Here is an 18,275-nt window from a genome sequence, read left to right as displayed (position 1 = left end):
CGAAGTGCTTTGGCTGGCGTCATTCTTTCTCTATAATGCCCAGTCACTATTTTTAACGAACTTTCCGCCGCACCGGTGCCGGAAAAAGGATAACTCTCAATGCGCAGTCATTATTGTGGAGACGTCAACAAGTCTCACGTCGGACAAGAAGTCACTCTCGTAGGCTGGGTCAACCGCAGCCGGGATTTGGGCGGTGTGGTCTTTTTGGATCTTCGCGACCGCGAAGGTTTGGTTCAGGTGGTTTATGACCCCGATCTGCCAGAGGTATTCAATGTAGCCAGCAGCCTGCGCGCCGAGTTCTGCGTTCAGGTTAAAGGTGTGGTGCGTGCCCGTCCTGACTCTCAGGTCAACAGCCAGATGCGTACCGGTGAAATCGAAGTGCTCGGTAAAGAGCTCACCATCATCAACGCCGCCGATCCGCTGCCGCTGAGCCTGGATAACTTCCAGAACAACAGCGAAGAATCGCGTCTGAAGTACCGCTATCTGGATCTGCGTCGCCCCGAGATGGCCCAGCGCCTGATTTTCCGCGCCAAGGTCACCAGTTTCGTGCGCCGCTTTATGGATTCCAACGGCTTCCTCGACATCGAAACCCCCATCCTCACCAAGGCCACTCCGGAAGGTGCCCGCGACTATCTGGTACCAAGCCGTACCTACAAGGGCCAGTTCTTTGCCCTGCCACAGTCGCCACAGCTGTTCAAACAGTTGCTGATGATGTCTGGTTTCGATCGTTACTATCAAATCGTGAAGTGTTTCCGCGACGAAGATCTGCGCGCCGACCGTCAGCCTGAATTTACCCAGATTGATATCGAAACCTCGTTCATGACTTCGGCTCAGGTGATGGAAACCACCGAGCGGATGATCCGCAGCCTGTTCCTCGAGCTGATGAACGTTGACCTTGGCGACTTCCCGAAAATGACCTGGGATGAAGCCATGCGCCGCTTTGGCTCCGACAAGCCTGATCTGCGTAACCCGCTGGAGCTGGTTGACGTAGCCGATCTGCTCAAAGCCGTGGACTTTGCCGTGTTCTCAGCGCCTGCCAACGACGAAGAAGGTCGTGTAGCTGCGCTGCGTATTCCCGGCGGCACCGAGCTGTCACGCAAGCAAATCGACGATTACACCAAGTTTGTCGGTATCTACGGTGCCAAGGGCTTGGCGTGGATGAAGGTCAATAACCTCGCCGCCGGTTTTGCCGAAGGTATCCAGTCGCCGGTTGCCAAGTTCCTGACCGAAGAGATCATCAAGGAAATTATCGCCCGCACCGGCGCCGCCGATGGCGACATCATTTTCTTTGGTGCCGACAAAGCCAACGTGGTGGCCGAGTCCATGGGCGCGCTGCGTCTCAAAGCCGGTGAAGACTTCAAACTGCTGCAGGGCGAGTGGCGCCCACTGTGGGTGGTTGACTTCCCGATGTTTGAAAAGGCCGATGGCCGTTTCTACGCCGTCCACCATCCATTTACTGCCGCTCGCGGCGTGACTGCGGCTGAACTTGAAGCCAACCCTGGCAAGGCCGTGTCTGATGCCTACGACATGGTGCTCAACGGTGTGGAGCTGGGCGGTGGCTCGGTTCGTATCCACAACGGCGACATGCAGTCTACCGTGTTCCGCATTCTTGGCATCAACGATGAAGAAGCCCGCGAGAAGTTCGGCTTCCTGCTGGACGCGCTGCGCTTTGGCACACCACCGCACGCGGGTCTGGCCTTCGGTCTTGACCGTCTGGTGATGCTGATGACCGGCGCAAGCTCCATCCGTGACGTGATGGCGTTTCCGAAAACCACCACCGCCGCCTGTCCGCTGACCAACGCGCCGGGTTACGCCAACCCTGAGCAGCTGCAGGAGCTGGGGATTTCGGTCGTACCGAAAGACGACGCCAAACAAGGCTGATAAGTCAGAAAAATACCGGGGCGAATGCCTCGGTATCTTTTTCAGGGTTTGATAAATTTGCTCTGCGCATCAAGCTAAAACACTGCTAACGCTGGCGGCGCAGGCAAGTCTGTCGGCCACGGCCACGGCTACGACAAAAGCAAAAGACAGCAAAAGCCAGCAAAAGACAGGCAAAGCAGGCACAGGCTAAGGCAAAGATAGCCAACAGAGCGCCAACAGGGAGGCAGCATGGCCGGACACAGCAAATGGGCCAACATCAGGCATCGTAAAGCGGCGCAGGATGCCAAGCGCGGCAAGCTCTTCACCAAGCTTATCCGCGAACTGGTGGTAGCGGCCCGTGAGGGCGGCGCCGATCCCGATGCCAACCCAAGACTTCGCGCCGCCATCGACAAGGGCCTTGGTGCCAATATGACCCGCGACACGGTCGAGCGCGCCATTAAGCGCGGTGCCGGCGAGCTTGATGGCGATAACCTCGAAACCCTTATCTACGAAGGCTATGGCCCGGGCGGCACGGCGGTGATGGTCGAATGCATGACCGATAACCGCAACCGCGCCGTGACCGGCGTTCGTAACGCCTTTAACCGCCACGGCGGCAATCTTGGTACAGACGGCTCAGTCGCTTATCTCTTCAGCAAGCGCGGCGTGATTATGTACGCTGCTGATACCGATGAAGAGGCGCTGATGGACGCGGCGCTGGAGGCGGGCGCTGAGGATGTAATGACCCTCGATGATGGCTTTGAGGTGTACACTACGGCGCAGGATTTTGGTGCGGTGAAAGATGCGCTCGATGGCGCCGGTTTTATCGCGCTGTCGGCCGAAGTCACCATGGTGCCGGCCACCCGCGCCGTGCTCGATGCTGAGGCAGCCGCCGACTTTTTAAAATTGATTGACCAGCTTGACGATCACGATGATGTGCAGGAGGTTTACCATAATGCCGACATCAGTGACGAGGTGCTGGCACAGCTCGAACCCTGAGGAACCAAAGCGTTATGGCAATTATTTTGGGCGTTGACCCGGGTTCAAGGGTCACCGGCTACGGCATTATTCAGTGTCAGGGTAGGGAGCAGCGCTATCTTGGCAGCGGCTGTATTCGCACCAGTGGCGATGAGTTGCCCGAGCGGCTCAAGCAAATCTTCGATGGGCTTCAGGAAATTATCCGCCAATACCAGCCAAGCCAGTTCGCCATCGAGCGGGTGTTTATGGCCAAAAACGCCGATTCGGCGCTAAAGCTCGGTCAGGCCCGCGGCGCCGCGATAGTCGCCGCCACCGTGGCAGGCTTGCCGGTGGCTGAATACAGCGCCACCCAAATCAAAAATGCGGTGGTGGGCACAGGCCGCGCGCAAAAGGCGCAGGTGCAGCACATGGTGACTCAGCTTCTTAAACTGCCGGCGGCGCCGCAGGCCGACGCCGCAGATGCGCTGGCAGTTGCCATGTGTCATTATCACACCCATCAGAGTCTCGCGGCCCTTGGCGGCCGTGCCAGCGTCAGAACTTACGGAAGATACAGATGATAGGTCGTTTAAAAGGCATTTTGATTGAAAAGCACGCCCCGGAAGTGCTGCTGGACGTGCACGGCGTAGGTTACGAGCTGCAAATGCCGCTGACGTCCTTTTACGAGCTGCCGCTCGCCGGTAACGAGGTGGTGCTTTATACCCATTTTGTGGTGCGTGAGGATGCACAGCTCCTTTACGGCTTTATCAGCAAAGAAGAGCGCTCTCTGTTCAGGCTCTTGATTAAAGCAAACGGCATTGGCCCTAAACTCGCGCTGACGATTTTGTCCGGCATGACCGCCAAAGAGTTTATAGGTTGCCTTGAGCGTGATGATGTGGCGACCTTGGTGAAGCTCCCGGGCGTAGGTAAAAAGACCGCAGAGCGACTGCTGGTCGAAATGCGCGACAAACTCAAGAGTTTGATGGAAGCCTCCATGGGCGCCGAGCGCGAGTTCGTGCTTAAAAGCAATTTCACCCCAGCGCCGGTGGAAGCAAGTGCAGAAGAAGATGCCATCGCGGCGCTGCTGGCGCTTGGCTACAAGCCACAGCAGGCCAGCAAGGCGGTATCAGCCGCCTACCGTGATGGCATGGATCCCGAGCAGCTTATCAAGGCTGCACTCAAGTCGATGATTTAAGCTGTAATGCTTACGCAAGCGTAAGTTAAAGGAGCAAACACAATGATTGAGGCCGACCGCCTTATTCAGCCCCAGAGCCTGGGTCAGGAAGAGCTGATTGACCGCGCCATGCGGCCAAAGCTGCTCGATGAATACACCGGCCAGGACGATACCCGCGCCCAGCTCAAAGTGTTTATCGAGGCGGCCAAGAAGCGCGGCGAGGCGCTGGATCATATGCTGATCTACGGCCCGCCGGGGCTTGGTAAAACCACCCTTGCCAATATCGTTGCCAACGAGATGGGCGTGAATATCAAATCCACTTCGGGCCCGGTGCTGGAAAAGGCCGGTGACTTGGCCGCGCTGCTCACCAATCTTGAAGAAGGCGATGTGCTTTTTATCGATGAAATTCATCGTCTAAGCCCGGTGGTGGAAGAAATTCTCTATCCCGCGATGGAAGACTATCAGCTCGATATCATGATTGGCGAAGGGCCAGCCGCGCGCTCCATTAAACTTGATTTGCCGCCTTTTACCCTGGTTGGCGCAACGACCCGCGCAGGCTCTTTGACGTCACCGCTGCGGGCCCGTTTTGGTATTCCGCTTCGGCTTGAGTTTTACAACGTGCGCGACCTGTCCACTATCGTGGGGCGCTCAGCACGGGTGATGGACGTTCCCATGGATGAAGGCGGCGCCGAAGAAATCGCCCGTCGCAGCCGTGGCACTCCGCGTATTGCCAACCGGCTGCTGCGGCGGGTGCGCGACTTTGCCGAGGTTAAACACGATGGTGCCATTAGCCGCGCCGTTGCCCAGTCGGCGCTCGATTTACTCGATGTCGACAGTGAAGGCTTTGATTACATGGACCGCAAACTGCTGCTGGCCATTATCGACAAGTTTTCCGGCGGCCCGGTGGGGCTCGATAACCTTGCCGCCGCCATCGGCGAGGAGCGGGAAACCATTGAAGATGTGCTCGAGCCTTTTCTTATTCAGCAGGGCTTTATTCAGCGCACCCCAAGGGGGCGCATTGCCACCGCACGGGCCTACAAGCACTTTGATCTTTTGATGCCTGATTGAAGAAATAAGTACGCATCAAGCAGGGCGAGAGCCAGTACGATATGCGCTCAGCCATAAAAGGACCTTCGGGTCCTTTTTTGTTGTCTGCCATATTTGTTGTCTGCCATATTTGTTGTCTGCCATATTTGTTGTCTGCAAAAGCAGCCCGCGCAGGCTCAGTGTGCAATTTATCAAGTTTTAAACCTCAATCTCACCCACTCACTCACTCTGTCTGCCGACAGGCATCGATGATACAAGTGAAAGCTAAAAGTGAATAAAACGGCGGAAATAACTGCATGAACGGAGCGTTTTTTGAATCTAACGGCGCGTTTTTCGGATAGGGATTTTGCCGTCGTGGGCTGGCTTTACTGGCTATATGGCAAAAGTTCTGGCAAGCGATATGGCAAAAACGGCAATTTATTGGGTATGGGTCACAAAATAAGTGTGATATAGATCACATTAAGCGCCTTTACTATGTTAATTCGCACAAGTCCTTGATTGCTGCATAGCTCGCCAGCTGTATCACCATGTATCTGCATAAATGAATAAAAATGCACTTAAGCGCGCAAGAGAAACATTTAAGGTAAATTTAATAAATAATCTCATAACAAGTCAGTAATTAGTATGATGTTTTGTTAATGGTTTGTGGGTTTGACGATTGATTTCTGCTTGGACAGTATCGGACAGCGCCAATTTTTTAAAACTACAGGCGTAGTCGAAATAAGCAGGGAGAAAATTGTTAATGTTGAAGAGCAAACCTATTGCGTGGGCTGTTAAATCTGCACTGCTGGCCTCTGCCGCCAGCTTGATGGCAGGACAGGCTGTCGCCAATGAAACCACCAACGAGAGCGCGCCTCAGGCCAAAGACGTTGAGCGTATTGCCGTTACCGGCTCGCGCATCAACCGTCAGGATATGGAAACCGCGTCGCCTGTAACCGTGATTGATGCCGGTGCTATCCGCGCCGAAGGTTACACCTCGGTAGATCAGCTGCTGCAGGCTCAGCCTGCCATGGCAGGTATGGCGGTGGGCGGTACCACCAACAATGGCGCCGATGGCGTGGCGCAGGTGGATTTGCGTGGTATGGGCGCCAACCGTACTCTGGTGCTGCTGAATGGCCGCCGTATGGTGAACTCAGGCTCAGGTGCCGACAGCGCGGTGGATCTGAACACCATCCCCGTGGCCATGATTGCCCGGGTTGAAATCCTTAAAGACGGCGCCTCGGCTGTGTATGGCTCCGACGCCATCGCCGGCGTGGTTAACATCATCACCAAGAAGGATTTCGAAGGCTTCCAGTTTGATGTTAATGGCGGCGTAGCCGGCGAAGGCGACGGCGAAAACCTGGAGCTGTCAGGTTTGTACGGTTTTAACACCGACAATGGCAATTACACCTTTGGCCTGTCTTACTCAGACCGCGGCGGCGTGATGCAAAAAGACCGCGACTGGGTAGAGAAGGGCGCCAGCTCTTACATTCCGGAAGGCACCCTCGGCGGCAAGATGCTGGATGACAATGGCAACTGGGTTGCTCGCAACTACGGTTACGATTACACCCAGGACAGCTGGTTGCAAACCCCAAGCACCAAATACAGCTTCTTTGCCAACATGACCCAGGAGCTGGGCGATGAGCTGGTACTGAGCGGTGATTTGCTGTACACCAAGCGTAAGTCCGAGCAGATGATGGCGGCGCAGCCTGCCTCTGTGATGCTGGGCGTGTGCGGCGAGCCAGGCGTTGATCCGGCCAAGTGTATTACCCTCGACAAGGCTATGCTGGATGGCGGCGTAAAAGCCGACGACACCGGCCGCGTTGAATACCGTCGCCGCACCAACGATGTGGGCAGCCGTGTTTACGAGCAGGATACCGATACTCTGCGTGCCTCGGTGGCGCTGGCTGGTACCATGGACATCAACACCGGTTTTAACTGGGATTTGTCTTACACCTACGGTAAGAACGATGCCACCACCTGGGTTAATAACTCCATCAACGCCAAGAAGATGGAAGAGTCGATTTATGCCAATCAGGATGCCTGGTTTGGTGGCGACCCCTTAACTCAGGCCATCATCAACGACATCAGCTACCTTGAGCAAACCGATGGCGGTAACGAGCAGCATCTGGTGTCGGCGCTGATGAGCGGCGAACTGTTTGATGTGTCTGCAGGCTCAGTGGGCTATGCCCTCGGAGCTGAATACCGTTACGACAGCGGCTATTACAATCCTGATCCTGTGATTGTGGCCGGCGAGGGCACCGCTGCCCAGCAGGACCCAACCAAGGGCAACTACGATGTGTTCTCGATTTATCAGGAAGTCAGCGTGCCCTTTACCGACAAGCTGACCGGTGAATTTGCACTGCGCTTTGACGAATACTCGACTTTTGGTAAGGCCACTACCTGGAAAGTGGGTCTGACCTACGAGGCCACCGACGAGCTGATGCTGCGCACCGTGGCGGCAACGGGTTTCCGCGCCCCGAACGTCAGTGAGCTCTTTGGTGGTAACACCGGCTCCTACGATTACCTGAATGACCCCTGGGGTAACGAGCAGGACCCACAAATTCTGGTGAACTACACCTCAGACGCGAACCTGCAGGCAGAAGAGTCTGAGTCGTACACCGCCGGTTTTGTTTACTCGCCTTCTTACCTTGACGGTATGTCTGTGACCGTGGATTACTGGCGCTTCAAGATTGATAACGCCATTTCCCGTCTGGACGTGCAGGCCGGTCTGGATGCCTGTTACGCTGGGGATGCCACAGCCTGTGAAACCTTTAAAATCACTCAGGATGGCAATCTTGAGAACCTGACCAACCCGCTGACCAACGTGGGCTACCAGGACACCAGCGGCGTTGACTTTAACCTGGCCTACAGCTTCGAAGGTTTGGGGCTGGATTGGAAAGTGAACAACGACGCCACTTATCTGGTGAAGTTTGAGCAGGATGGCGTGGACTACACCGGCACCATCGGCGGCATGTTCGGCGGCTATGCCAAGTGGAAGAACTCATTCTCTATCCAGGCAGGTCAGGGTGACTGGAGTGTGATGTACTCCAACCGTCTTATCGGCGCTATGGAAGACATCAACTACGGTGACAAGACCGACGCCGTGCTGTACCACAATGTGTCTGGCATGTACCACATCACCGACAGCATCAGCGCAACCCTCGGCATCAAGAACCTGACCGATGAAGCGCCGCAGATGGTGGCGAGCGGCAACGAAGCCGGCACTGTGCCTGAGGTGTACGACACCATTGGCCGTCAGTACTACGGTGGCGTGACCATCAAGTTTTGATAAGCGCGTCAAGTTCTGATTAGCGCGATTAGCGCGACCAAAACGCCCGCCATGCAGCGGGCGTTTTTTATGGCTGGCGTTTGTCGCCCGGGCGTGAAAAACAAAAAAGCCAGCGTGATGCTGGCTTTTAAATCGACCTGACGTTTACCGCGTCAGAAATCGGGAAGGGCGATTAGTTTACGCGCTTCTTGAATTCACCGGTACGGGTGTCGATTTCAATCTTGTCGCCTTCTTTAACGAAGTCAGCAACCATGATTTCGATGTCGCTGCCAACAATCTTGGCAGGCTTCATGACTTTACCAGAGGTGTCGCCACGGGCGGCTGGCTCGGTGTAGCCCACTTCACGGATGATGGTGGTTGGCAGTTCAACAGAGATAGCTTTGCCGTCGTAGAAAGTTACCTGACAGGTCTCTTCCATGCCGTCAACGATGTAACGGGCAGCGTCGCCTACGTTTTCAGCTTCTACGTCGTACTGGTTGTACTCGGCATCCATGAATACGTACATTGGATCGGCAAAGTAAGAGTAGGTGCAATCCAGACGCTCAAGAATGATAACGTCCATCTTGTCTTCACCCTTGAAGGTGGTCTCGGTAGATGACTCGATGAGCAGGTTTTTCAGCTTCATCTTAACGATGGCAGCGTTACGGCCTGAACGGGTGGTTTCAGTCTTCTGAACAACCCATGGGCTGTCGTTAAACATGATCACGTTACCGGGACGGATTTCATGAGCAGTTTTCATTACTAAATTTCCTATATCTTGGACGTTTTACTTTAAGGCGCTATCTTAACGATTTTTTGACGAATTGCACTAGCCTTGTGGCCAGATCAGCCGTCTTTAGTGCATCAATTGGCCATTGCTTGGCGTGAGCCTCAAGGGCGCTATCGAATTCAGTTAACGCTTCCCAGTGCTGTTGCACTGCTTGCGGCAGCTGCTGATTGAACGCCAGGTTCAGTTTCTGCCAGCAGCTTGCCAAATCAGGAGCAAGATTATCGCAGTAAAGGCGCATAAAAGCTTCTAATTTTACCAGATGATAATCATCTTCCTGCGGATAAATGTGCCAAATGAAGGGTTTGGCGGCCCATTGAGCCCGAAGGAAGGAGTCTTCGCCGCGAACTATGTTGAAATCGGCGCTCCACAGCAGCTCATCGTAGCCTTGCTGATCTGTCATCGGCAGCACATGAATGTGTAAATTGCCGCTGTCGATGCGCATGCCCGGGCGTAGCTCAGATACCGGGCAGGGCAGGCGCGGCAACAGACTGTTGAAGCTGCGCCCTTTGGGGATAAGAAGATGCACAGGATTTGGCTGCTGCTCGAAATACTCGCAAAGCGCGCCCAGCGCTTCGGTTTCGTAGCTGAATACCGTAATCACCTTATCGCTCGCCGCAATGCCTTTAAGCCCCAGCTTTTCAAATAAGGCAAGTTTGTTTTCGCTGCTGGCCTGCCAGGCATCACGGCGGGCAAACAAATCCTTTTCACAAATCAGCCCGCCGCTTTGGGCACTGAAGCCCGGCATATAGAAATACTTATTGATCCCGCCTGGCTGAAACGATGGTAAGCCATGGCAGCCATCGACCCAGTCTTCGGCGCTGAGATACTCAAGGTTAAGCCAAACGGGGCGCACACTGGCATCCTTTACCGCCGCTTTAACGTCATCCGGAAGCTCGCAGGCAAAGGCTTCAATCAGCACTGCGCCCGGCGTATAGGCAACCGGCAGCGGCGTGCTCCATTTAAGAATGGTCACGCCCTGATGCTGCTGCGAGCACGCTTCAGGGTCAAGGGATGGCAGAATATGGCCAAAGCTTTTTAAATCATCGACCCACAGATTCACCGGTAATGCATATTCGCCGGCAAGCTGTTTGGCCAGGCGCCAGGTGACGCCGATATCGCCGTAGTTATCAACGACAGTGCAGAATATGTCCCAGTGCGGTGCGGCGGCATTCATAACCTTGGTATCCGTTGGCATCAGTTGGCATCACGTTATCGATGCAGCGTCAGTGGCAATTGGCATTCTTGGCAGAAAGGCTATCAGCGAATTCACTCAAGCCCTAAAAGCAAAAGGCGGCTTTAAAGCCGCCTCATTGCCGGGCTGGTTTCAGCGCTGAGTTGCCACGTTAAAAGCTGGCAACTCTGGCTTAACCAAGCCTTTTTTAGCCGAGCTCGGCCAGACACATTTCTTCGTAAACCTGCTTCACCCACTTGTCGACACGCTCTTCTGTGAGTTCTGGCTGACGGTCTTCATCGATACCCAGACCAACAAAGTGATCGTCGTCCACCAACGCTTTGGAAGCTTCGAAGTTGTAACCGGCAGTTGGCCAGTGACCTACGATGATGCCGCCGCGTGCTTCAACGATGTCGCGCACCATGCCCATGGCATCGAGGAAGTATTCGGCATAGTCTTCCTGATCGCCGCAGCCGAAGATGGCTACCAGTTTGTCAGTAAAATCAATCTGCTCGAGCTCAGGGAAGAAGTCATCCCAATCACACTGGGCTTCGCCGTAATACCAGGTCGGGATCCCGAACAGCAGCAGGTCGAATTCGGCGATCTGCTCTTTGGTGCTCTTGGCGATGTCTTTGACATCGACCATTTGCTTGCCGAGTTTTTTCTGGATCATCTTGGCGACGGCTTCGGTGTTACCTGTATCGCTGCCGAAAAAAAGACCTACAGTAGCCATTGTCTTTCCTTAAAATATCAATTGCGCTTATGCGCCACCCACGACGACTGATTTAGGCATCAATCGCCTGCTTGAGAATGTCTTCGATTAATTGGCTGCGGCTGATGTTACTTTCCACTGCCTTATCGTTCAAGGCGTCGTACAAATCTTGTGACACCTTTAACTCTATTCGTTTGAGGCCCTTTGCCCGGTCGCGCTGGATCTGGTTACGTTTATTCACCCGAAGCTGCGCCTCACGGGGCAGCGGATTGCTTCTTGGGCGTCCGCGGCGCCTCTCATCGGCAAAGAGATCGATTGTTGTTCTGTCTGCTGCTTCTTTTGCCATGTTACTGCTTAACCTACACCGGTGCCTTCCCAGGTCATTTGAATAATGCCTTTGGCAACAAAACCGGCACACCCGAGAAATAATACCAACCACACGATATAACGGCCAAATTTAGGCACGTTGCCTTTTTTAAGCACATCGTGGATAGCCATGCCGATGAAGAAAAATATCGAAGCAAAAAACAGATTCAGCCCTAAGGATTCAATCTGATGCATGTACTGGGATAACATCAGCAGTCACTCCGGTATCATTGGGATGGCAGGACCTGTCGGTTTACAAGTCCGGTCTTAAAAATGAGGCGCGAATATAACACAACATCATAACGCCTGCTATAGCCTTTACCTGCGAAGGTTTCAGGCGTTTCAGTTGCCGCTGCTGTCCAGAAAATTTTGCACCAGACGGTTGAATATCGCCGGTTTCTGGGCATGCAGCCAGTGACCTGCGCCGCCGATGGACTTAAGCTGCACCGCCGGGAACTGGGCCAAAATCGCCTCTTTATGAGCCGCCGTAACATAGTCAGACTCGTCACCGCGAATAAAGAGGGTGTCGCCGAGATAACGCTTGCCTTCAATGGGCCAGCCAATCAGCTCATCGTAGGCGGCAATGAGGCCGTCCAGGTTCATGCGCCAGGCAAACTGATTTACCTTGGTGCCGGTTTCACTATTTGAATCAGAACCTAAGCCCGTAGTGGCCTCGACACGGCGCAGGCTTTTTAACAAAAACTGGGCTGTGCCTTCATCAACACCCTTTGCCAGCATATGCGTAAGCGCCCCTTTACGATCGACACTGCCATCGAGGGGCAAAGAGGTCAGGGCATTGAACACGGTTTGATGGCGCGGAGGATACGCTACAGGCGCGATGTCGGCTGCGACCACAGAGGCAACCCGCTCAGGGAACAGCAGCGCCGTGGCAAGCACAATTTTGCCGCCCATGGAGTGGCCGACAAGGTGCGCCTTTGCGATATCCAGGCTGTCCAGCAGCGACACCAGCGCCCCGGCCAGACGCGGATAATCCATATGCTCCCAGTGGGGGCTCTGGCCGTGATTGGGCACATCGATACGGGTAACCCGAAAGTTTGCTTCCAGCGCCTGGGCTAAGGACTTGAGGTTATCCAGATCGCCAAAAAGACCATGAACCAGCACCACATCGGGCCCTTGGCCACGGGTTTGATAATGTATCGCCTCTGTCATCCTGCTTATCCTGCGTCACTAAACTTAAAAAGACTCATCCCTGGGTTAACGCGCGGCGCGATAATTCACGCAGTGCCTCACGCGTCACCTTGCACAACACCCAACGTCTAATGATTCATTACTGCCGGATTCATCACTGAAAAGTCCTCACGGCGACGGATGCGGCAGCGCTAATTGGCGGATGGTCTGTCTGAAATGCGCGTCATTTTGCCTATTTGCAAAGGCCTCGGCAAGCCGCGACGTCAGTCAGGATGAATGCAAGGATAAACGTGGGGAAGGCGCGAAGCCGCGGCCTTGTTGTAATTAGGGTTGCGATAAAGGCTATATACGCACCCAGCACGCACCCAGCACGCACCCAGCAGCGGTGGATTTTTGGTCGTTCGGTTCGGCTTGTTGCGACGGATGGGGAAATTGAGCACGGTTTTCATTTTGGAGCGCTTTATCAAACGCTTGGACTGACATACACTGGGCTTTCTTCGCGCACAGGCAGCCCGGGGCGGTGAACGTCCAGATGGACTTAAGCGTCTACCCGGGAAATGCTGTCACAGAACACAAGATGCTGTTACAGATTACAAAAGGAAAGCAGTGGTGATGAAATACATAGAAGTGGATGAAGAGCTGTATCGCTTTATTGCCGGTAAAACCGAGCGCATTGGCGAGAGTGCCTCCGATATTCTTAGACGTTTGCTTGGGCTGTCTGCCGCCGAGTCGTCTGCATCCGCCTCTGCGTCTGCCCCCGTTGCTATCAGTGAACCCAGCATGGAGGCTGCGCCAGCCCTCGCAGTACCGGCTGTTAAAGAGGTCGCGCCTGCTGAGCATGAAGCTGCTGCGGTTCCCGCCTCGCAGGAAATCGACTTTGCCAACCTGTTAAGCGTTGCCGGTTTAGATGCCCAAAAAGGGGCGGTAGGGCGCTTTTTGTTTGCGCTTGAGAGCCTGTATCAGGCGGCGCCGACCAGATTTGAGCAGGTTTTGCAAATTCAGGGCCGTGACCGGCTCTATTTTGCCACCTCAAAAGACGCGCTGCTCAAGGCCAGCAAGTCAGCCAATCCGAAAGAAATCGGCAGCAGCGGTTTTTGGGTGACCACCAATAACAACACCGCGAAAAAGCGCACTATATTGGAAGAGGCATTGGTACAGCTGGGCTGCAGCCCTGAGCGTGCCAAATCCCTGGGTGAACTGGCGCTTGCCTGACACCCGCATCATGACATTTTAAGGAAGATTGCTTTGGCTATTCATGCACGTGCAGGCCAGGTCGCAGCGCAGGCGGATCTGGTCAATATCCCCAAACTCATGAGCCATTATTATCGTTTGGTACCCGATGCCAACGATCCGGCCCAGCGCGTCAGCTTTGGCACCTCCGGCCACCGTGGCTGCGCGTTTCACAAGAGCTTTAACGAGCAGCACATCCTCGCCATTGCCCAGGCGGTAGCCGATTGGCGCAAACAGGCCGGAATAAGCGGCGCAATGTACCTTGGCATGGATACCCACGCCTTGTCGCAGGCGGCGTATTTGTCGGTTATCGAGGTGCTGAGCGCCAATCAGGTGACCATGATAGTGCACGCCAACGACGGTTTTACCCCGACGCCCGTGGTCAGTCAGGCGATTGTCAGCGCCAATGTGGGCGCGACCGAGCAATGTGACGGCATTATCATCACGCCGTCCCACAATCCGCCTCAGGATGGCGGTATCAAGTACAACCCACCCCATGGCGGCCCAGCCGAAGGGGAAATCACCGCCTGGATTGAGCAGCGTGCCAACCATTATCTGGCCCATGGCCTCGATGGCGTGCGCCGGGTGAATTATGGCGTTGCCGAAACCCTGCCATACCTTAAGCCAAGCGACCTCATCACGCCCTATGTGGCCGCGCTCGCTGAGGTGGTCGACATGGCCGCTATCGCCAAGTCCGGCATTCGTATTGGTGTTGATCCGCTCGGTGGCAGCGGTATCCATTACTGGCAGCCGATTGCCAAGCATTATGGCCTTAACATTACCCTGGTGAATGAAGCGGTTGACCCGACCTTTGGCTTTATGACTCTGGATAAAGACGGCAAAATCCGCATGGACTGCTCGTCGCCCTATGCCATGGCGTCACTGCTTAAGCACAAGGATGCCTTTGATTTGTGTGTCGGGAACGACCCTGACTACGATCGTCACGGCATTGTTTGCCCGGGCTCCGGGCTTATGGATCCCAACCACTTCCTCGCGGTGGCCATCGATTACCTGCTTGGGCACAGACCACAGTGGAGCAAATCCCTATCAGTGGGTAAGACGCTGGTGTCCAGCGCCCTTATCGATAAGGTGTGCGCCGCCCACGGCGTGCCTTTGATGGAAGTGCCGGTTGGCTTTAAGTGGTTTGTGGATGGTCTTGCCAGCGGTGACGTGTGCTTTGGCGGTGAAGAGAGCGCCGGCGCTGCTTTCCTTAAAATGGATGGCACCACCTGGTGTACCGATAAAGACGGTTTTATTCTGACCTTACTTGCGGCTGAAATTCTTGCCGTCACCGGCCAAACTCCAGCCGAGCGTTACGATGCGCTGGTTGCCCAGCATGGCCGCAGCTTTTATAAGCGCATCGACAGCCCGCTCAATCCCAAGATGAAGGCCAAGTTCGCCAAGCTCAATGCCGAAACCCTGGGCGCGACCGAGATTGCCGGTGATGCCATAGTGTCTGTGCTCACCAAGGCGCCCGGTAATGGTGCGTCCATTGGCGGCATCAAGGTGGTGACCGACAAGGGCTGGTTTGCTGCCCGTCCGTCCGGCACCGAGCCGCTGTTTAAGCTCTACGCCGAAAGCTTTGTCGATGAGGCGCACCTCGCCCGCCTGATTGAAGAAGCCCAGGCCGTGCTTGGCAGTGCGCTTAAAGCCATTGAGGCCTGATCCACGGAGGCCTGATCTCACTGAGGCCAACGCCCGCTCTCGCTTAGCCGATGAAAAACGCGCCTGTTGGCGCGTTTTTTTATGACACTTTTTGAGGAGAACTCAGGGCTCAGCCCAGTCCTTTCATCGCCGATTTCATCTGGATAAGTTCAATCTTGTAGCCATCCGGGTCCTGCACAAAGGCGATTTCGGTGGTGCCACCGGCAACCGGGCCCGGTGCACGGGTGATTTTACCGCCGGCGGCTGCAATGTCGTCACAGGCGCGGTAGATATCAGCCATACCCAGGGCGATATGGCCAAAGCCTGTGCCCAAGTCGTAGCTGTCGGTGTCCCAGTTCCAGGTAAGTTCAATCACGGCGTTGCCACTCGCTTCTTCGCCATAACCCACAAAGGCGAGCGAATAGCGGTACTCGGGATTTTCAGAGGTCCTGAGCAGTTTCATGCCGAGCACCCGGGTGTAAAAATCGATGGAAGTTTCCAGGTTGGCAACCCGGATCATGGTGTGAAGTATTTGAGACATATAAGACTTCCTCTTGAATAAGCGCCGCTCAGTATACCAGAGAAAGCCAGTGCGGGTAGGGCAGCAAGACAAATCGGAGCCTGCTCACAATTTAAGGTTATAAGGTTGGATTAGCGCCAATCAAGCAGGAATAATGACTGCAAGTTCACTGAAGGAGAACAAGATGAAAACCGAACTTAAAATGGCGATGGGCACTGTGGCTGTGATTGGTCTTTTCTTTGCGGCGTTTGCAAGCTCAATGTTCTAAAACGCTTTTTTACGAAAAACGCCGCAGCTGGTAACAGACTGCGGCGTTTTTCATTAGCGGTTTCCCTGCTTACTCGTCGGGATAAACCTTGTCTTTGAATTCACACAAATCTTCGATGATACAGCTGCCGCAGCGCGGTTTGCGGGCAAGGCAGGTATAACGGCCGTGCAAAATAAACCAGTGATGCACATCGACTTTAAACTCAGCCGGCACCACCTTTAACATCCGCTCTTCCACTTCCACCACATTTTTGCCGGGGGCAAATTTGGTGCGGTTGGCCATGCGAAAAATATGGGTGTCCACGGCAATGGTCGGCCAGCCAAAGGCGGTGTTTAGCACCACGTTGGCGGTCTTGCGACCAACGCCTGGCAGGGCTTCCAGCGCCTCTCTGTCTTCGGGGACTTCGCCGCCGTGCTTATCGAGCAGAATTTGCGACAGCTTGACCACGTTGATGGCTTTGTTATTGAAAAGGCCGATGGTTTTGATGTACTCCTTCAGCCCCTCAATCCCCAGCTCTACCATGGCTTTTGGGGTATTGGCCACCGGAAACAGTTTGTCGGTGGCCTTGTTAACGCTGACATCGGTCGCCTGGGCCGACAGGGTCACTGCGACCAAAAGCTCGTAGGGGCTTGAGAAATTAAGCTCGGTTTCCGGCTTGGGGTTATTTGCCCTGAGCCGGGTAAGTATTTCAATACGCTTTTGATTGTTCACGGCTTATCCCACCTTGGTGATGCGGGCGCGGGTGATGGCCGCAGCAGGCTCAGGCGCAGGCTTTTTCGCCTCAAGGCGCTTATCAATCACGTTTTTGGCGGCAATCAAGAGCCCCATGGCGATAAAGGCGCCCGGGGGTAACATGGCCAGCAAAAAGCTGTTATCCACTTGCCACAGCTCAATTTTCAGCGACTGCGCCCAGGAGCCAAGCAGCTGATCGGCGCCATCAAACAAGGTGCCCTGACCCAAAATTTCCCGCGTGGCGCCAAGCACCGCCAGCACAGCGGTAAAGCCAAGGCCCATCATCAGGCCATCAAAGGCGGCTGCCGGTACGCTGTTTCGTGATGCAAAGGCTTCGGCGCGGCCGATGATGACGCAGTTGGTCACAATCAGCGGCAGAAAAATCCCAAGCGACAGATACAGGCCGTAGGCATAGGCGTTGATAAGGAGCTGCACCGCCGTTACCAGCGCAGCGATTATCATCACAAACACCGGAATGCGGATTTCTTTGGGTACAAAGTCGCGCACCAGCGACACCAGCACGTTGGAGCCAATCAGCACGGCGACGGTGGCAAGCCCAAGACCCAGGGCGTTGGTCAGGGTGGCGGTGACCGCAAGCAGCGGGCAAAGCCCGAGCAGTTGCACCAGCCCCGGGTTATTTTTCCAAAGGCCCTGCCAGGCGATATCTTTAAAATTGCTCATAAAAAGTTACTCACCGAAAGTCAGTCGTTTCCGTCTGTATTTGAAGCGTCTGTATCTGATGCGTCTGTAGCTAACGCGTCTGCATCTGCCGCCTTTTCGGGATGGCAACCAAGCGGACGTTTGAACCAGTCGGCCTTTTGCTTTTCAACCAGGGTCAGAGTGCGGCTGATGGCATTAAGATAAGCGCGCGGGGTGATGGTGGCGCCGGTAAACTGATCGAATTCGCCGCCATCTTTTTTCACCCGCCAGGGCGCAGGGTTTGAAGCTTCAAAGCGTTTACCGTTAAACCCAAGCACCCAATCGTCTTTTCTAAGCTCAATCTTGTCGCCAAGGCCCGGGGTTTCCTGATGACTCAAGGTGCGGATCCCAAGCACTTCCCCTTTGGTATCAACGCCGACAATGAGACGGATATTGCCGTTGTAACCATCGGGGGCGATGGTTTCGATGGCAAGTGCCACCGGCTTGCCGCCTTTGGTGCCAAGGTACACAGGCATTGGGTCAATACTGCCAAGGGCGTCAGGCTCGGTAACCAGGATACAGCTCGCGCTTAGGTCATTGTCGTGGATATCGTCCGGCACGATTTGGTGCAAAATCCTCGACAGCTCCAGCCGCTGCTGCTCGGCAATCCTGTCTTTGGTGGCATCGTTTACCAGTGCAACCGCGGCGGTGCAGGCAAGGGCGAAGCCACCGAGCAGCAAGCCATTTTTAATGATGGATTGTTTCATGGCGA

General features: G+C 54.8%; 18 protein-coding genes. 8 read left to right on the top strand and 10 right to left on the bottom strand.

Features of this window, described 5'->3' with window-relative positions; translation table 11 throughout:
* Positions 1-99: 99 nt before the first annotated feature.
* The 6 genes from aspS to KJI95_RS15820 all read left to right on the top strand — a co-directional run bounded on the left by aspS (position 100) and on the right by KJI95_RS15820 (position 8,303).
* Positions 100-1,881: an aspartate--tRNA ligase gene (aspS, locus tag KJI95_RS15845; protein ID WP_214508164.1), complete on the top strand. Its 1,782-nt coding sequence runs from the start codon at positions 100-102 to the stop codon at positions 1,879-1,881.
* 228 nt (positions 1,882-2,109) lie between these two features.
* A complete protein-coding gene (locus tag KJI95_RS15840; protein ID WP_214508163.1) occupies positions 2,110-2,856 on the top strand; it encodes a YebC/PmpR family DNA-binding transcriptional regulator in 747 nt (248 codons plus the stop codon).
* A 14-nt stretch (positions 2,857-2,870) separates the two neighbouring features.
* Entirely contained in the window at positions 2,871-3,392 is a 522-nt protein-coding gene (gene ruvC / locus KJI95_RS15835) for a crossover junction endodeoxyribonuclease RuvC (RefSeq protein ID WP_214508162.1), read from the top strand.
* Entirely contained in the window at positions 3,389-4,006 is a 618-nt protein-coding gene (gene ruvA, locus KJI95_RS15830; RefSeq protein WP_214508161.1) for a Holliday junction branch migration protein RuvA, read from the top strand. The genes ruvC and ruvA overlap by 4 nt, the downstream gene beginning before the upstream one ends.
* 42 nt (positions 4,007-4,048) lie before the next feature.
* A complete protein-coding gene (gene ruvB, locus KJI95_RS15825; protein ID WP_214508160.1) occupies positions 4,049-5,053 on the top strand; it encodes a Holliday junction branch migration DNA helicase RuvB in 1,005 nt (334 codons plus the stop codon).
* A 721-nt stretch (positions 5,054-5,774) separates the two neighbouring features.
* A complete protein-coding gene (locus KJI95_RS15820) occupies positions 5,775-8,303 on the top strand; it encodes a TonB-dependent receptor plug domain-containing protein (protein WP_214508159.1) in 2,529 nt (842 codons plus the stop codon).
* Between the two features lie 172 nt (positions 8,304-8,475).
* On the opposite strand, the gene efp is transcribed toward KJI95_RS15820, so the two are convergent.
* The 6 genes from efp to KJI95_RS15790 form a co-directional block, all read right to left on the bottom strand.
* Complete coding sequence (efp, locus tag KJI95_RS15815) at positions 8,476-9,042, bottom strand: elongation factor P (protein WP_214508158.1); 567 nt, start codon at positions 9,040-9,042, stop codon at positions 8,476-8,478.
* Positions 9,043-9,082: 40 nt separating this feature from the next.
* Positions 9,083-10,246 (bottom strand): elongation factor P maturation arginine rhamnosyltransferase EarP, encoded by a 1,164-nt coding sequence (gene earP, locus KJI95_RS15810; protein ID WP_214508157.1) that lies wholly within the window; start codon positions 10,244-10,246, stop codon positions 9,083-9,085.
* Positions 10,247-10,451: 205 nt separating this feature from the next.
* Positions 10,452-10,976, bottom strand: coding sequence for a flavodoxin FldA (gene fldA, locus KJI95_RS15805; RefSeq protein WP_214508156.1), 525 nt, complete (start codon positions 10,974-10,976; stop codon positions 10,452-10,454).
* A 52-nt stretch (positions 10,977-11,028) separates the two neighbouring features.
* Positions 11,029-11,301, bottom strand: coding sequence for a LexA regulated protein (ybfE, locus tag KJI95_RS15800; RefSeq protein WP_214508155.1), 273 nt, complete (start codon positions 11,299-11,301; stop codon positions 11,029-11,031).
* Positions 11,302-11,309: 8 nt separating this feature from the next.
* Complete coding sequence (locus KJI95_RS15795) at positions 11,310-11,531, bottom strand: DUF2788 domain-containing protein (RefSeq protein ID WP_214508154.1); 222 nt, start codon at positions 11,529-11,531, stop codon at positions 11,310-11,312.
* 132 nt (positions 11,532-11,663) lie between these two features.
* Complete coding sequence (locus KJI95_RS15790) at positions 11,664-12,479, bottom strand: alpha/beta fold hydrolase (RefSeq protein ID WP_214508257.1); 816 nt, start codon at positions 12,477-12,479, stop codon at positions 11,664-11,666.
* Between the two features lie 603 nt (positions 12,480-13,082).
* Here KJI95_RS15790 and seqA point away from each other — a divergent pair.
* Together seqA and pgm are read left to right on the top strand one after the other, a co-directional pair.
* Entirely contained in the window at positions 13,083-13,682 is a 600-nt protein-coding gene (gene seqA, locus KJI95_RS15785; RefSeq protein ID WP_214508256.1) for a replication initiation negative regulator SeqA, read from the top strand.
* Between the two features lie 33 nt (positions 13,683-13,715).
* Entirely contained in the window at positions 13,716-15,365 is a 1,650-nt protein-coding gene (gene pgm / locus KJI95_RS15780; RefSeq protein WP_214508153.1) for a phosphoglucomutase (alpha-D-glucose-1,6-bisphosphate-dependent), read from the top strand.
* Positions 15,366-15,474: 109 nt separating this feature from the next.
* On the opposite strand, the gene gloA is transcribed toward pgm, so the two are convergent.
* The 4 genes from gloA to rsxG form a co-directional block, all read right to left on the bottom strand.
* Entirely contained in the window at positions 15,475-15,885 is a 411-nt protein-coding gene (gene gloA, locus KJI95_RS15775) for a lactoylglutathione lyase (protein ID WP_214508152.1), read from the bottom strand.
* 316 nt (positions 15,886-16,201) lie between these two features.
* A complete protein-coding gene (nth, locus tag KJI95_RS15770; RefSeq protein WP_214508151.1) occupies positions 16,202-16,843 on the bottom strand; it encodes an endonuclease III in 642 nt (213 codons plus the stop codon).
* Between the two features lie 3 nt (positions 16,844-16,846).
* The gene (locus KJI95_RS15765; RefSeq protein WP_214508150.1) at positions 16,847-17,545 is read right to left on the bottom strand and encodes an electron transport complex subunit E; all 699 of its coding nucleotides are present in this window, start codon (positions 17,543-17,545) and stop codon (positions 16,847-16,849) included.
* 20 nt (positions 17,546-17,565) lie between these two features.
* On the bottom strand, positions 17,566-18,270 hold the full coding sequence (rsxG, locus tag KJI95_RS15760) for an electron transport complex subunit RsxG (protein WP_214508149.1): 705 nt from the start codon (positions 18,268-18,270) through the stop codon (positions 17,566-17,568).
* Positions 18,271-18,275 lie beyond the last annotated feature (5 nt).

Origin of the sequence: Shewanella jiangmenensis (assembly GCF_018596335.1) — a bacterium.
Lineage (GTDB): Bacteria > Pseudomonadota > Gammaproteobacteria > Enterobacterales > Shewanellaceae > Shewanella > Shewanella jiangmenensis.
The sequence above is the reverse complement of the archived record's forward strand: the minus strand, read 5'-3'. Positions and strand labels throughout refer to the sequence as shown.

Excerpts from the sequence above, each read along its gene's own strand:
- aspS (WP_214508164.1), top strand. The coding sequence starts at position 100 with ATGCGCAGTCATTATTGTGGAGACGTCAACAAGTCTCACGTCGGACAA.
- KJI95_RS15840 (WP_214508163.1), top strand. The coding sequence starts at position 2,110 with ATGGCCGGACACAGCAAATGGGCCAACATCAGGCATCGTAAAGCGGCG.
- ruvC (WP_214508162.1), top strand. The coding sequence starts at position 2,871 with ATGGCAATTATTTTGGGCGTTGACCCGGGTTCAAGGGTCACCGGCTAC.
- ruvA (WP_214508161.1), top strand. The coding sequence starts at position 3,389 with ATGATAGGTCGTTTAAAAGGCATTTTGATTGAAAAGCACGCCCCGGAA.
- ruvB (WP_214508160.1), top strand. The coding sequence starts at position 4,049 with ATGATTGAGGCCGACCGCCTTATTCAGCCCCAGAGCCTGGGTCAGGAA.
- KJI95_RS15820 (WP_214508159.1), top strand. The coding sequence starts at position 5,775 with ATGTTGAAGAGCAAACCTATTGCGTGGGCTGTTAAATCTGCACTGCTG.
- efp (WP_214508158.1), bottom strand. The coding sequence starts at position 9,042 with ATGAAAACTGCTCATGAAATCCGTCCCGGTAACGTGATCATGTTTAAC.
- earP (WP_214508157.1), bottom strand. The coding sequence starts at position 10,246 with ATGAATGCCGCCGCACCGCACTGGGACATATTCTGCACTGTCGTTGAT.
- fldA (WP_214508156.1), bottom strand. The coding sequence starts at position 10,976 with ATGGCTACTGTAGGTCTTTTTTTCGGCAGCGATACAGGTAACACCGAA.
- ybfE (WP_214508155.1), bottom strand. The coding sequence starts at position 11,301 with ATGGCAAAAGAAGCAGCAGACAGAACAACAATCGATCTCTTTGCCGAT.
- KJI95_RS15795 (WP_214508154.1), bottom strand. The coding sequence starts at position 11,531 with ATGTTATCCCAGTACATGCATCAGATTGAATCCTTAGGGCTGAATCTG.
- seqA (WP_214508256.1), top strand. The coding sequence starts at position 13,083 with ATGAAATACATAGAAGTGGATGAAGAGCTGTATCGCTTTATTGCCGGT.
- gloA (WP_214508152.1), bottom strand. The coding sequence starts at position 15,885 with ATGTCTCAAATACTTCACACCATGATCCGGGTTGCCAACCTGGAAACT.
- KJI95_RS15765 (WP_214508150.1), bottom strand. The coding sequence starts at position 17,545 with ATGAGCAATTTTAAAGATATCGCCTGGCAGGGCCTTTGGAAAAATAAC.
- rsxG (WP_214508149.1), bottom strand. The coding sequence starts at position 18,270 with ATGAAACAATCCATCATTAAAAATGGCTTGCTGCTCGGTGGCTTCGCC.